The sequence below is a fragment of the Novosphingobium sp. CECT 9465 genome (assembly GCF_920987055.1).
GTDB lineage: Bacteria > Pseudomonadota > Alphaproteobacteria > Sphingomonadales > Sphingomonadaceae > Novosphingobium.
In genome coordinates, this window is the sequence record NZ_CAKLBX010000004.1 from 26,502 (window position 1) to 39,638 (window position 13,137).

Below are 13,137 nucleotides of genomic sequence, written 5' to 3' on the forward strand. Positions count from 1 at the left end.
ACCGCGTCTTCACGCGGACGGTGGATCGTGCGGCAGGCGGACGATGTCGGTGCTCAGTGGGCGAGCTGGTCGGTGAGCGCGGTGCCGATATCGGCGTGCGCCGCGGCGAGCGCGCCGATCGCGCGGCTGACGACGTCGGTCGCCTCGTCGCTCGGATCGATGCACCAGCATTTGCCGGCGTGGCGGATGTCGATCAGCCGGTCGGACTTGTTGTCGATCCCGAACGTGTAGCCTTGACGCTGGTCGAAGCCGGCGACGGTGACGTCGGTCGTTTTGGCCTTGATCGTGACGACGGGCGCGACCGCGGGGGTCAGCAGCACGGTATCGCGCGGCGTTTGCGCCTGTGGGACCAGCGCGGGTGCGGGCGGCTTGCCGAGCGTCGGCATCTTCGGGATCGGCACGAGGCCGTTCACCGCGTCCTGCGCCATGTCGGCCGCCATTGCGGTCGCCATGAAGATGGCGGTGCGCGCGAGATCCTGGGCGATGGCTTCGCGGTGCGGCTCGGTCAGCGTGGGCAGGAGGTGGCAGAGTTTGGTGTCGAGCGCGAAGGCGACGGGCTCGGCGTTGGGATCGATGCACATGATCGTGACCTTTCGGCAAAATGCCCGGACCCCATGTCCAGGATGCCGATCCGGTCCCTCTCTCCTTCCGGCGCAGCCGGTGCCGGCATCGTCGCGAGGCGATGCCGTGCCGTTCAGCGAGGCGGTCGCGGATGTCGCATGAGGCGCTTCCGGGCGGCCGACAGATGATCGATCGAGCGTTGCAGGAAGAAGGCGTGCGCGCTGTCGGATTCGAGTGTCCCCAACCGGCGTTCGAGCGCCGTGATACGGTGGTGGATCGCATCGATCGTCAGCATGATATCGTCGAACGAGAGCGCGACGACGGTCTGCGGATAGGGATAGGGCAGCGCCGGCGCGACGAAGGCGAGGAAATGGGGCTGCACGGGCAAATGGTGCAGGAGGGCGGTCGCGACCGCGCGGCGGATCTGGGAGGCGCCGTGGACGAGTTCTGCTAGCAGCACGTCCATCGCCATCGGGCGGACGATGCGCAGTGCGCCGGGGTCGAGGGTGACGGCGATCGGATCGGTCGAGGCGAGACCGATGACGCCCTCCGACAGGATGGCGAGAACGTCGCCTTCCTCGATGCAGGGACCGTCATCGAGACAGGCGTCATGCGCGGCTTCGCTGGTGTCGAAATAATGGACGCGATACATGGGCTGGTCCCTTTCTGCTGGGTCAGGAATATTCCGGGCGACGTGCGGGAAACCGCGTGGGCGGGAGGCCGGAGAAGCTGAAGGCGCGGAAGCGTCCGCCGGTGTAGGCAGCCGAATCCACCGGCGGGCGATGCCGCTGCAGGCGCTCGAGCAGCCGGTTGGCGCGGCGCATCGCCGCGACCGCGGCCTCGTCGTGGTAATGGAGGGCGATCACGCGGACGAAGGTGCCGGTGTCGTACCACCATCCCCCTTCCTCGGGGCCGCCCCAGGCACGGTCGATTTCGTAGAAGGCGAGGATGCTGCGCATGGGGTCAGCTCCGGTTGTCACCGGGTCGGATGATCCTCCCGGTTCATAACAGCCGGTCCCCCTTCCCCTTCCTCAGACGTCCGGTGCTTCGTCGGGACGCTGGTGGCGCAGCGCACGCGCGAGCGCCCGCTTGCGGGCGGTCGCCGCGGCGCGCGACGGATAGGCGCCCGAGAGGCGAGAGGGGTGTGACAAGCTGTTGTCGAACACGACCCAGCCCGTTGCGGTATGGGCGACGTGCATCCCGTCGCTGCGCGAGGGGGTGGTCATGACGGGCGCGCCCGCCTGATCGCGGCCTCGGCGATGAGCTGGCCGGCAAGCGTGTTGCGATGCGACGCGATCCGGCTGTCGGGCGCAGCCACGACTTCGGCCGCGCGTGTCAGCAGCGCAGCGAGGTCAATGTCCGACATCGGCGCCGGGTTGGTCGCGGATCGCGCGGGTTCTTCCCCGGCCTTGTCGAGCATCAGCACGAGGATCGAGGGCTTGATCTCTTCGTCGAGCGGTCGACTGTCGGCGACGAACTTGCCGCCACGCGTGATCGCGAACGCGTTGAAGGTGGGTGATACCCCGTTATCGGCGTTGGGGATCGTGGTGCCGCGGTCGTGGAACTGGATGTCGATGAAGCGGGGCGGGCCACCATAAGTGGATTCGAGAAAGCAGAAGGTGACGCGGCGACCCTCGCTGGTCTTCGCCGTGATCGTGAACGCGCCGTCGGGCACGTCGATTGGTTTGTGCGGCACGTCGTTGTAGCCGGCGAAGCCCGCGGCGATCGCGTCGGCGCGCGTCATGACGGGGAGATCGGTGATATCGGGCATGATGAAAGCTCCTTGCTCTGGATCAGGCGGCACGCTTCAGCGCGATCAGGTCGGAAAAGCGGTCTCGCACCGCGCCGGCATTGGGATAGAGATCGGCGAGACCGTGCCGCGAGAGGATCGGTGCGCGGGACGCGGCGATGATGCCGGCCTCCTCGATGGTGGGAATGCGCGGCGGCCAGCCTTTGACGTAGCGCAGGTCGGGCGGCATCGCGGCTTCGAGCCGTCGCCGCTCGGCGGCATCGGCCTTGGCGAGGGAAATCCGGTTCCTCAAATTACCCGGTATGTGACGCGGTGCGACGTCGGCGAGCCAGCGTGCGGGCTGGAACGAGAAGGTTGAGGTCGCCTCGAGGCCGACCAGGTGGAGCAGCGCGGGACGGTTCGCCGGTGCCGAAGCCGATGCCTGGGCGTCGCCGAGCGATTGAAGGACGCAAAAGCGGCACGACAGTCGTGACGACTGGTAACAGGTGTAGGCGACGTGCAGCGGGATGCCGAGCGTATCGTGCGCGGCGAAGACCTGTGGTGTCGTCCAGTGCGCGATCGGGTTCCACAGCATCATCGCGGTGCCGTGCGGATTGCCGGCAGCGGCGTAGCGCGCGTCTGCTTTCCATTCGGGTGTGCGTGACCGAGCGATGCTCTCGTCGCGGCGCAGTCCCAGCACGTTGATGATAGTCTGGCCGCGCAGCAGTCTGGCGAGGTGCGGCCCGATGACATGGGCCTTCATCTCTGAGGTGCAGAAGCGCAGCGCCGAGGATGACCAGGGACCGATCAGATTATAGGTTTCGAGTGCCTCGTAGCGCGCCTTGCCGTTGGCAAAGCGCGTGGCCCAGCGGTCGAACAGGTCGCCGGCGTTGCGCCGGACGATCGTCAGCGGGACGCCGGCGTGGGCCGCGAGATCCTCGACCGTCGCGGGCGTTTCGTCCCATTCGGCACGGCCGAGGTCGGCGTGAATGGCGATACGCCGCTCGCGCGGATGGCCGAGCGCATCGAGGATCAGGTTGACCGCGAACATCGCGGCCGAGCTGTCCTTGCCGCCCGAGAGGTTGAAGACGATCCATGCGCCGCGTTCGACCGCGTCGAGGATGGCGGGCGGCAGGGCGAGGGCCGGAAGGCCGGCGACCAGGCCGCGTCCGATGTCGATGAACATGGCCGTTCAGGCCGCGAGCGGCGCTGGCAGCGCCAGCCACTCGGGTTCGTCGTTGGCGATGACCGGATCGTGTGCGCGGGCCTCGGCTTTCGAGAACACGGTCGCGCTGGCGAGTGCCCCGAAGCCGTCGTCGTTGTTCCAGAAGACGGCGTGGCCGTCCTGGTCGCGCGAGGCGAGCACGAAACCGAAGCGACCCTCGTGACCATGGGTGTCGGGATCGGCTGCGGCGCTGCGCGCGGCGCGATCGAGGATGTCCTGGGTGCTGTGGAACGTCAGCCCCGCGTCGGTAATGATGACGCAGCCGCTTCCGAACTCGCCGGGGCGCAGCCGGTCGCAGTCGGAGATCCATGCGAACCCGCAGGGGAGCGCGGACTTGCAAGCGCGGAAGATGAGCTGGGCGACCTGTTCGACGCCGAATTGATCGCCGCTGAAGAATACGCGCGCGTTCCCGTCTTCGCCTTTCCAGTCGATGTCGATCGCGCAGTCGAGATAAGGGAAATGCCAATCGTCGAATATCTCGAGGAAGCTTTCGAACTTCATCGGCCCCTTCGCCGGGAACACGGCGTGAAACGCGGGATCGAGCGCGTCATATTCGTGGGCGAGGTCGGCATCGTCGCCGTTGGTGTCGAGGATATCGACTGCCTGTTCGGCAATGGTTAGCAACGCCGCGTCGGCGTGGCTCATGGTCAGCGTGAACGCGGCCTTGGTGTAGGTGTTCGCCATGGGAATGCTCCGAAATGATGGGAAATCGCTCTGTGCGGTCGCGCTCAGGCGTCCGCGGCCTCGGCGAGACGCGCGTTGGCGGCCGCGGCCTCGGCGGGGTAAGCCTGCGTGAGATTGCCGTGCAGGACCGCGAAATCCGGGATCGGGAAAAGACCGTTCGGCCCGGGCCGGGTAATCAGCAGCGCGCTGATGACGGCATCGGCCGGATCGGCATGGACGATGGTGGGCGTCTCGCCGTTATACTCGACCGGCGCGGTGAAGCCCGCCTCGCGCCAGGTGGCGAGTCCCTCCTCGACGCGTGTCGCATAGTCGGCGACGGCCTCGTCGAGCTCGTTCTCGATATGGAGGACGAGTTCGACATAGCGACCGAAATCGTGTCGGTTGGACAGGCCGGCGAGGCGGCATCCCGGGGGCGGCGGGCCGTAGCGTGCGATCAGCGCGGACTTGTAGACCGCGATTTCGAGGCGGTTGAGGCTGTCGAAGTTGGGCGACTGGCCGAGTTGCGCGCAATCCTCCTCGGCGGGACCGGCACCGAGATCGATAAAATATGGCATGGGGCTCTCCGTCGATCGTCATTGATCGACGCGCCCCATCCCCCTCCCCTTTCTTGTCGGGTACTCAGTCGCCGAAGAAGCGGCGCTTGATGGCGATCTGCGCCTCGCCATCGGACTGGCCGAGGGTCATCAGCCGGTCGGTCTCGAGCGTGATCGCGAGATCGGCGGGAAGATCGGCCCAGCGTGAGGCGATGGTGACCGCGGCGGCCGCTGTGGTCAGCTCGCCGGGGTGCGCGCCATGCCATGCGACGGTTTCGTCCTCACCCGTGAGATGCGGGTGCGGGCGCAGCACCTGGACGAAGAAGGTGCCAAGCGGGCGGTCCCACCCGATGCTGACGCTGGTGCCGGGTTCGATACCGGGAAACTGGTGGCGGCTCATGGCGATCCTTTCAGGGTCAGTGCAGCGAGATCCACTCGCCGTGCCAGGGGCGCGGGTGCGGGTAGAAGCGAAGAACGCCTGGAACATCGGTTTCGCCGCTGGCGAGGCGTTCTTCCAGCCAGAGGATGTAGAGCGCGGCGTCGGCGAGATCGCCGGCGAGCAGATCGTCGAGCATCGCGGCCTCGCGCGCGGTCTGTTCGTCGAGCGCGGACCAGTCCAGCGCATCGAGGAAACGGTCGCGTCGATCGGTGTAGCGCGCGATGCGGGCAGCGTCGGCCTGGACGCTGGCGATGGCGAGATGGATATCCACGGGCGGTGCTCCTTCCGGCATGTCGGTGACATGCCGCCCGCTCCCGCTCCCCTTCCCTCGCGCCGCTGGCGCGGGGATCATGCCGCGAGGATTTCGCGGATCGCGTCGCTCCGGCGCGGATAGGCAAGCCGGGGCAGATCGCGCGCGGTGCGCCGGGCGTCGCGCGTCAGCTCGAAGCAATAGGTGAATAGCGGGCTTTGCCGGTGCGGGCGGAGCAGATTGTCGGCACGGAGCCGCGCGAGCCAGTCGGCGGGGTGTTCGTGCGCCTCCGGCCTCGGCGCACCGAGCCGCACCAGCTGGTCGATCGCCCCGGCATGGCCGGATTCGAGGTTGCGGATCTTCGACAGCGTTCTCTCCGAGATCGTCTCGCCGGCGATGCGCAGCACCGTCCGCGGCCTCGTGCGGCCGCGATAGGCGCCCGACAGCGCGGCATAGACGACGCCGCAATGGCCGAAGGCGGGATCGGAGAAGCTGACGACAGCGTCGATCCGGGGCTTGGCGAGGCGCAGGAGGCGGAAGGCGCGCGACGTGAAGAAGCTTTCGCCGTTCGCGGCGACCGAGGGCAGGCAGATGAGCCGTTGCAGTACGCAGCCCCGAGCGGGATCGGCATAGCCGGTGTGCCGGGTGATGACCGCGCCGGTCGCCGGCACGCCGAACACGATGAGACCGACCAACGTGGATCTGCCCGGGTCGCCCGGACCGAACAGCCCGCAGGCGAGCTGGGCGGCGGGATAGCGCGGGAGGTAATGATGGTCGGCGAGGAATGCGCGGGCAGTATCATGGGCGACGACATCGACGGCGTAGCGGCGCGGGTCGATCACGCTGTCGCCGGCAACGAACAAGCTGCGCCGGTCGCGCCAGCGCTGGGAGCGGTCGGTGAGCATGGTTACCTCCGTCAGGCCGCGTCGGCGTAGATCTCGGCCGCCCAGGTCTCGATCCATCCGGTGGTGATCTCATCGTGATCGAGATCGCCGCTCTCGATCAGGGCGCGGATCTCGGCGCGAGCCTGCGCGATCGCGCGTTCCCAGGGGTCGGCGGTTGGTGGCGGTGGAGCAGACGCCGCGGCCTCGGGCAGGTGTCGCGGTGTTTCGAGCGTTCGCGCGCATTGCGTGCGATACCAGCGTTCCATGAAGTCGGCGCCGAGCGCGTCGGTCTTGGCGATGCGATGCCTGAGCGCGTGCTGTCGCACGCCTACGCCCCATCCCTGGCTGTCTATCGAGGCGATCCAGCGTGCGAACGGCGTGAGGTACGGCAGGGCATCGCCTTTCACCCCGAAGAGGTGCGCCTTGACGCCGATCGGCAGGATGCGGGTCAGCCGCTCGACGACGGCGATCAGCCCTTCGGGACCGTGGATCGGTCGCCGGCACATGCTGCCGATGCCGACGACGGTGCCGGGCAGGATCAGACCGCCGATCGCGTCGAGTGAACGGACGTAGTCGTCGGGCACGCGGCCCTGCAGCACGGGCATCAGCCGGTCGCGGATGGCCAAGTCGTCGGCGCGGGCAAAGCATTCTCGGTTGGTGGCGGTGGTGCGCGCGATGCGGTCGAGCACTTCCTCGCGGTCGTGGGCAACGCCCTCTTCGCAGCAGTAATCGACCGACGAGATGCGTCGGAACGGCCATGACGCGGCGAGCGCCATGTAATCGGCGATGCTCCAGGGAAGCCCGCCATAGCGGACCATCATGGTGTAACCGGCGGAATCGAGGTCGACGCTGGCGAGCGGTCGCGCGTTGGCGAGCGTTCCGGTGCGCCATCCCGACCACTCGCGCCAGCCATCGGCCTTGCGCCAGCGCGACAGACAATTGGCCGAGATCAGCACCGGTGCTTGCAGCGCGACCGCGCGCTGAAGGATAGGCCCGTTTGCGAGATGCGGCAGGCCGAGGATGATCTCGATCGTCATCGTCTAGCGGCCAGCTAGCTGATAGCTGTCGGCCATTCCGACAATACGCATCACAGATCCTCGCGCAGCATGAGCGTGAGAACACGGCGCGTGATGCTGGCGTCGGCGGGGTCTTCCGATCCCCATTCCAGCGCCACGTCATAATAATCGATACGGAAGTGTATCGTCTCGCCTGACAGCTCGAACTGGCCGCGATCGCGCTCGGGACAGTCGGCGGGGAAAGTGTAGCGGCGCAGCGCCTGCAGGACATGCGCCTGGGCGACGGCTTCCGAGGCGAGCGTGCCGTTCGACAGCGCGCCGAGGCACGCGCGCGTCATGACGATCTTCGCGGTGCGGTCGAACCCCTGGCGGCAACGGTCGTTGAGCCTGGCCACGGCTTCGAGGCGCGTTTCGGTGGCGGTCGAAATCATGTGATGATCCTCCGTTTGGTCGATAGCGATGGTGGCGGGGACTTCAGGCGGCGAGCGCGTCGCTTCGTCCCCGGCCTCGTTCGGGAAAGGCCGCATGGAAGCGGTCGAGCCAGTCGCCCATCGTCGGGCGCTCGCCGAGCGGGATGACGGCCGCGACATCCTGGAACCGGATGAGGTCGAGCGGCGCATCGCGGATGATCCGGTCGATCTCGTCAGCCGGCAGGAGGTGCTCGTCGCGGATGAAGGCGGTCATCGATCCCGGGCGCGCGCGGGTCGATCTGCGCCACAGGCCCTCGACCGTGTGCAGTCGCGGGGCGGCGCGTGCCTCGACCAGCACGATGAGTCGCAGGCACCATTGCGGGAGGCCGCGGATTTCGCTCGGATGGTTGGCGATGCACAGCCAGCACGCCGATTTGGGTGGCACCGGCAGACCCTCGGCCTGGATGCGGGCGACGCAGTCGGGCCGGTCCCATCGCCATTCGCGCAAGGGGTACTCGCAGTCGTACAGCGGATCGTCGATCGACAGCGCATGGTTGGCGCGCGCGGTGTCGCGCGGTCCGGCGTCATAGCCGATCAGGCGAACGACGCGCTGCCCGCGCGCCCAAGCGTCGACCGCTGGTTGCCAGGTCGACAGGAATTTGTCCTGCGGCGCCTTCTTGTATTTGAGGCTGCAACTCGACCCGCCGAGCGACTTGCTCGGCAGCGTGGCATTGGTCAGGCACATCTCGAGGATGCCGTAATAGGGCGGCCAGTGCTTGAATCGCTTCGGGACATAGCTGACCAGCTCGAAACGGATACCGCGGTCGCGCATCCAGGGCCGGATCACGTCGAGATATTCGTAGGTCGCCGGTTTCTCGACCGAGGTATCGGCGGTCAGCACGAGGTCAGGCGCTTCGCCGCGCGCGTGCTTCTCGATCAGCAGCTCTGAGCGGAACCGATTAACGCCCTTTGCGGAAGCAGTTATACTGATCCGGCAATTCGAGTCGTTCCCATAAGGAGAATAGCGAATGTCGGCGTGACCGACAAATCAGCCCGTTTGCGTTCTGACGCAACGGTGCGGTTCGCCCGAAACCCGGCAGACCGGCCAGGCCGAAGATCGTGCACGGGTTGGTATCAGTCGATCAAGGCTGGCGATGCGCTGCCTTATGAGAGCCTGCTCGAGCGCGATGCGCTGTTACTTCTCGACTTCGATCCCGATGTTGCGCAGTTCGGGGTGCAACCGGAAACCTTCGTTTGGACGGATGCGGGCCGACAGCGGCGTTACACCCCCGATATCCGGCTGGAGACGGTGGGCGGCGAGGTCATCTACCGGCAGGTGAAACTGGCCACGCGATTGGCGGCTGACCCGACATTGGGCGGACGGTTGCCAGCAATCGAAGCCGAGTGCGCCGCGCGTGGGGCCCGGCACGAGATGTGGCTCGATACCGATATCCGGCGACAGCCACGCTTGTCGAATGCGCGACGCCTGCGCGCAACGGTGGCGGTGCTAGCGGCAGAAAACCTCCACGCGATCCACACCACAATCACCCGCCTCCCCTTTCCGTCGAACCTGGGCGCAGCCGCCGAGGCGCTCGGCGGCCGCCCCGTGCATGTCAACATCGTGCTCGGCCTCGTGGCAGTCGGCGAGTTTGCGATGGATCTCGAGCGACCGCTCGATGACGATACCGTCCTCATGCGGGGGAGGAATGCGAAATGAACGCAACGCCGATGCGCTTCCAGCAAGGCGACACGCTCTCGATCCGAGACGATCAAGGTCAGGTGGCGCTCTGGTTGGTGATTGAGCGCAAGCGCCGTGGCTATCTGATGCGACCGCAGAGCGGCAGCGATGCGCGAACATGGAGCGACGATGAAATCGACATCGTCTATGGTGCCCGGCGGCTGACGCATCATCCTTGCAATGCGGACGGCCTGCCCAAGGCCATCGCCGAGACGCTGGAGAAAACCTGGGAGTTCTGGCCCGAAGAAATCCGCCGCGAGGCCGAGCGCAGGGACACCTATGTACGCATGGTCGACGCGATTCGCGGCGAGCACCCAACACTTATGGGCGCCTATGCCGCTGCTGCTGAGGCCGTGTTCGACGCGCATCATGAACAATGGGAACGCGAGGATACCGCGCTTGCGGCCCGGATGGTCGCGGAGCGGCGAAAAGGGAACGGCGAACCGCGCCGCACCAAGGCAGTGGCCCGGCCCAATCCTTATACAGTACGGGCGTGGTATGGCATATGGAGTCGGCACGGTCGCGATATCCGGCTCCTGATCCCGCACTATCATCGGCGCGGGGCACGCCAACCCCGCTATGCGCGCGCGAACGGCGATTATCCCGATACCTACAAGCTCATGCGGCAAGCCGTCGAAGTCTGGTATCTGGGCATGCCGCGGCGGCGGAAGAACTATGCCTATCGCCGCTATGTCGATCTGTGCCGCGAACAGGATGTTCCTGCGGTCAGCGACCGCACCTTCCGGGTGTTTATCCGCGACAATTATACCGAGCGACAGGAATATGAGCGTCGCTTCGGCCGGCGTGCCGCCTGGCTGAAGTTCGGCATCTTCGAGCGGCGGCGCCCGCCAGAACGGCCGCTCGAAGAAGTGGAGGTGGATCATTGTCTGATCGATCTGGTGGTGGTGCATCCGGAGAGCGGCCGCGCCTTGGGGCGGCCCTGGCTCACCGCGCTTCTCGATCGCGCCACCCGCATGATCATAGGGGTCCATCTGAGCTTCGAGGCGCCGTCCTATGCCTCACTCCAGAGAGCGCTTGCCCATTCCTTGTGGAAGAAGGATCTCTCCGGGTTCGCCGATATCGAGCATGACTGGCCGTGCCACGGCGTGCCCGAATGGCTGATCTACGGCAAGGAGTTCCGGTCGCAATCGCTGCAGACGGCCGCCAGGATGCTCGACATCGGCATCGTCAATCTGCCGGTGAAAATGCCATGGTTGAAGGGCGCGGTCGAGCGCGTGTTCCAGACCATCGGCGTGCAGGTGTTCAGCCATGAGGAAGGCACGACATCGTCGCGGACCATGGATCTCTATGATCCGGTGGCGCGGGCAAGGCTGTCGCTCGAGGATGTGCGCAGTCGTATCCTCAAGTGGATCGTCGACGACTATCATCACAGCGTCCACGATACGTTGAAATGCACGCCCTATGAGCGCTGGCGAGAACTCAGCGCACTTTACCCAGTGCGCCCGGTTCCCGACTTCGACCATATTGTACGGCTGACCGGAGAGACCTTCTTCCGGCGCATCTCCAACATCGGCATCCAATATGAGGGGCTACTCTATGCTGATCGGGAGAAGCTCGAACCCCTGCTGGCGCGCCGCGGCGGGTTGGAGAAGGACTGGGAGTTACGCTACGATCCCTATGATCTGGGTGAGGTCTGGCTGCTCGACGACGAGCGTGGCGAATGGCTGATGATCCCGTGTGTCGACCAGTGCATATCGCGGGGCGTCTCCAAATATCAGCACAAGATCCATCGCTCGATCGCAAAGCGAAGCCTGCCGAAGAATGCGCCGGTGACGGTCGCCGATCTCGAAGCGGCGCGCAGCCTTGCCGAACAGACGGCGGGAGATCTGCAAAGTGAGGCGAGTAAAGTCCGCAGCAAGACGCGGGCGGCGCGGTATGAGACCGACGGTCGCTACTTCACGCCGATCGAAGGCCAAGAGCGACCGCCTGAAATAGAAACGCCGGCACCGGCGGTAGAAACCGCACCACGTGCGGCGAAACAGGCACCGGTGCCGTCGCCTCCCGTCATCGATCTCGACGCGGACATCGAGGCTCTGGTTGCACAATGGTCGGACCCGAGGCGATGACACATCGTCGTCGCGCCGCGACGTTACCGGCACGGCCAGCGGTGCCCGACGCCGTGCTTGCGTTCGAGACCACGGTGATCCCGCATACGCGGCACATGGGCGCGAAGGCGGCGATCCGCGAGTTACATGGCCGATACCGCCCGCGCGAGGACGGCCGACGCTTCAAGGCCCGGGCCCTGCTCATCATCGGCTCTGCTGGGTCCGGCAAGACGACGGCGCTCGAGGACTATATGGCCGACTATCCCGATAGCGCGACGGAGGATGCCGATATCCGCCGCATCGTTTATGTTGAAGCACCGGAACGGACGACGCGACGGGCGCTGGTGGGGGCGATCCTCGGCGCCTACGGCTATCGTGCGCGGGACCATTGGAACGCCAGCGAGGTGATCGAGAAGATCGCCTTCTATGCCGAGGAGACGGGCACCGAGATGATCTTCATCGACGAAGGGCATCACATGGTGAACGAGAATAATCCCGACATGACGGCGGAAGTGACCGAGTTCATCAAGTCGTTGCTCAACCGGGTAAAAGTCCAGATCGTGATCGCGGGTCTTCCCCGGTTGCTCGACATCTCCGTGGCGGGCGAGAAGACGATGCAACTGCGCCGCCGGTTGCAACCGACGATCATCCTCAAGCCCTATGACTGGGCGACGCGGAGCGGCCGCACGATGTTCTCTGGCGTGCTCGGCGTCATGGAGAAGATGATGGGGTTGCCGGATGCGTCCGGCCTCGCGAAGCACGAGATGGCAAAACGCATCTACGTCGCGACGGGCGGCGAGATCGGGATCGTCTCCAAATATCTGAGCCAGGCGCTGAGCGTGGCACTGGCGATCAGCCAGCGGTCGATCGATCTGAACCTGTTGGGAGAGGTTCATGCGGGCTGGCATCCGATTTATGAGCCCGACGTCAGGGATATGCTGGACTTCGATGCGATCCTTGAGGATGTACCGTCAGTTCCGAGCGGCGGCCCGGCTCACCACGACAACCCCTTCCTGTGTTCGGCCGAACGCCTGCGCGAGATCTGGCTGCGCGACGCCGTACCTCCGTCGCCCAAGAACATGAGCCGCGTCACAAAGCTGCGCGGAAGGGGCGCGCAACCCCTGCGGCCCTTCGTGCGCGAGGGATTATGACAGCATCGGCAACTCGACTTGCGTTGCGGGTGCGGCCGGCAACGTTCGAGCCAGGCTGGGCACTGTTCAACCGGCTTGCCCTGCGGCATGGCTGTGAAACCCAGCTGGAATTTGCGCGTCAAGTGCCGCTGGTCGACCGGACCGACTTCGTTCGGGATATGGAGCGTGGGCGACGCTTTCACGATATCGCGCGGCTCAGCGGCGTCCCGCTCGAAACATTGCTCCGTAACTCGATACTGCAGACCGAGGGTGGGAGCGTCCTTGCAGGTGAGCTTGTGAGCCGCAGCGGCAATATCAGCTATAGTTGTCACTTCGCCCGTATCTGCCCGGACTGCATGCGATCGGATATCGAGCGGGGTCACGGGCCGGTCGCCTGTCGGCCGTGGCGGCGCTCCTGGTGGGACCTGGCGAAGGTATCGAGTTGTCCTCATCACGGTCGGGCGCTGCTGGC

The 13,137-nt window shown here is 66.0% G+C and carries 17 protein-coding genes and 1 pseudogene; 4 read left to right on the plus strand and 14 right to left on the minus strand.

The features are described 5' to 3' along the window. Positions 1-53 precede the first annotated feature (53 nt). From LUA85_RS20810 to LUA85_RS20875, 14 genes are all read right to left on the minus strand, one after another. Positions 54-581, minus strand: a complete 528-nt coding sequence (locus LUA85_RS20810; RefSeq protein ID WP_033967159.1) for a hypothetical protein — start codon at positions 579-581, stop codon at positions 54-56. Between the two features lie 113 nt (positions 582-694). Beyond that, a complete protein-coding gene (locus LUA85_RS20815; protein WP_010409110.1) occupies positions 695-1,213 on the minus strand; it encodes a hypothetical protein in 519 nt (172 codons plus the stop codon). A gap of 22 nt (positions 1,214-1,235) precedes the next feature. Next, the gene (locus LUA85_RS20820) at positions 1,236-1,520 is read right to left on the minus strand and encodes a hypothetical protein (RefSeq protein WP_066675310.1); all 285 of its coding nucleotides are present in this window, start codon (positions 1,518-1,520) and stop codon (positions 1,236-1,238) included. Positions 1,521-1,592: 72 nt separating this feature from the next. Beyond that, positions 1,593-1,787, minus strand: a complete 195-nt coding sequence (locus LUA85_RS20825) for a hypothetical protein (RefSeq protein WP_010409103.1) — start codon at positions 1,785-1,787, stop codon at positions 1,593-1,595. Further along, positions 1,784-2,332, minus strand: a complete 549-nt coding sequence (locus LUA85_RS20830) for a hypothetical protein (RefSeq protein WP_035386550.1) — start codon at positions 2,330-2,332, stop codon at positions 1,784-1,786. The genes LUA85_RS20825 and LUA85_RS20830 overlap by 4 nt, the downstream gene beginning before the upstream one ends. A 22-nt stretch (positions 2,333-2,354) precedes the next feature. After that, positions 2,355-3,476, minus strand: coding sequence for a phosphoadenosine phosphosulfate reductase family protein (locus tag LUA85_RS20835; protein ID WP_010409098.1), 1,122 nt, complete (start codon positions 3,474-3,476; stop codon positions 2,355-2,357). Between the two features lie 6 nt (positions 3,477-3,482). Further along, positions 3,483-4,199, minus strand: coding sequence for a hypothetical protein (locus LUA85_RS20840; RefSeq protein WP_062126508.1), 717 nt, complete (start codon positions 4,197-4,199; stop codon positions 3,483-3,485). A 44-nt stretch (positions 4,200-4,243) separates the two neighbouring features. Then, complete coding sequence (locus tag LUA85_RS20845; RefSeq protein ID WP_010409093.1) at positions 4,244-4,753, minus strand: hypothetical protein; 510 nt, start codon at positions 4,751-4,753, stop codon at positions 4,244-4,246. A 64-nt stretch (positions 4,754-4,817) separates the two neighbouring features. Further along, entirely contained in the window at positions 4,818-5,132 is a 315-nt protein-coding gene (locus tag LUA85_RS20850; RefSeq protein WP_010409090.1) for a hypothetical protein, read from the minus strand. A 16-nt stretch (positions 5,133-5,148) separates the two neighbouring features. After that, a complete protein-coding gene (locus LUA85_RS20855) occupies positions 5,149-5,442 on the minus strand; it encodes a hypothetical protein (RefSeq protein WP_010409087.1) in 294 nt (97 codons plus the stop codon). A gap of 77 nt (positions 5,443-5,519) precedes the next feature. Continuing rightward, positions 5,520-6,326, minus strand: a complete 807-nt coding sequence (locus tag LUA85_RS20860) for a hypothetical protein (protein WP_062126506.1) — start codon at positions 6,324-6,326, stop codon at positions 5,520-5,522. Between the two features lie 11 nt (positions 6,327-6,337). After that, positions 6,338-7,342: a hypothetical protein gene (locus LUA85_RS20865; protein ID WP_066278431.1), complete on the minus strand. Its 1,005-nt coding sequence runs from the start codon at positions 7,340-7,342 to the stop codon at positions 6,338-6,340. A 50-nt stretch (positions 7,343-7,392) separates the two neighbouring features. Then, the gene (locus tag LUA85_RS20870) at positions 7,393-7,752 is read right to left on the minus strand and encodes a DUF3768 domain-containing protein (RefSeq protein ID WP_062126565.1); all 360 of its coding nucleotides are present in this window, start codon (positions 7,750-7,752) and stop codon (positions 7,393-7,395) included. Positions 7,753-7,795: 43 nt separating this feature from the next. After that, positions 7,796-8,722, minus strand: a complete 927-nt coding sequence (locus tag LUA85_RS20875; protein WP_231472266.1) for a hypothetical protein — start codon at positions 8,720-8,722, stop codon at positions 7,796-7,798. 84 nt (positions 8,723-8,806) lie between these two features. On the opposite strand from LUA85_RS20875, the gene LUA85_RS20880 reads away from it, so the two are divergent. The 4 genes and pseudogenes from LUA85_RS20880 to LUA85_RS21775 form a co-directional block, all read left to right on the plus strand. Further along, the gene (locus LUA85_RS20880; protein ID WP_231472238.1) at positions 8,807-9,448 is read left to right on the plus strand and encodes a hypothetical protein; all 642 of its coding nucleotides are present in this window, start codon (positions 8,807-8,809) and stop codon (positions 9,446-9,448) included. Beyond that, positions 9,445-11,556, plus strand: a complete 2,112-nt coding sequence (locus LUA85_RS20885) for a Mu transposase C-terminal domain-containing protein (RefSeq protein WP_231472239.1) — start codon at positions 9,445-9,447, stop codon at positions 11,554-11,556. The genes LUA85_RS20880 and LUA85_RS20885 overlap by 4 nt, the downstream gene beginning before the upstream one ends. Next, positions 11,535-12,686, plus strand: coding sequence for a TniB family NTP-binding protein (locus LUA85_RS20890; RefSeq protein WP_033964132.1), 1,152 nt, complete (start codon positions 11,535-11,537; stop codon positions 12,684-12,686). The genes LUA85_RS20885 and LUA85_RS20890 overlap by 22 nt, the downstream gene beginning before the upstream one ends. Further along, positions 12,683-13,120: pseudogene (locus LUA85_RS21775) on the plus strand (TniQ family protein); the annotation flags it as partial. The gene LUA85_RS20890 and the pseudogene LUA85_RS21775, both read left to right, overlap by 4 nt. Positions 13,121-13,137 lie beyond the last annotated feature (17 nt).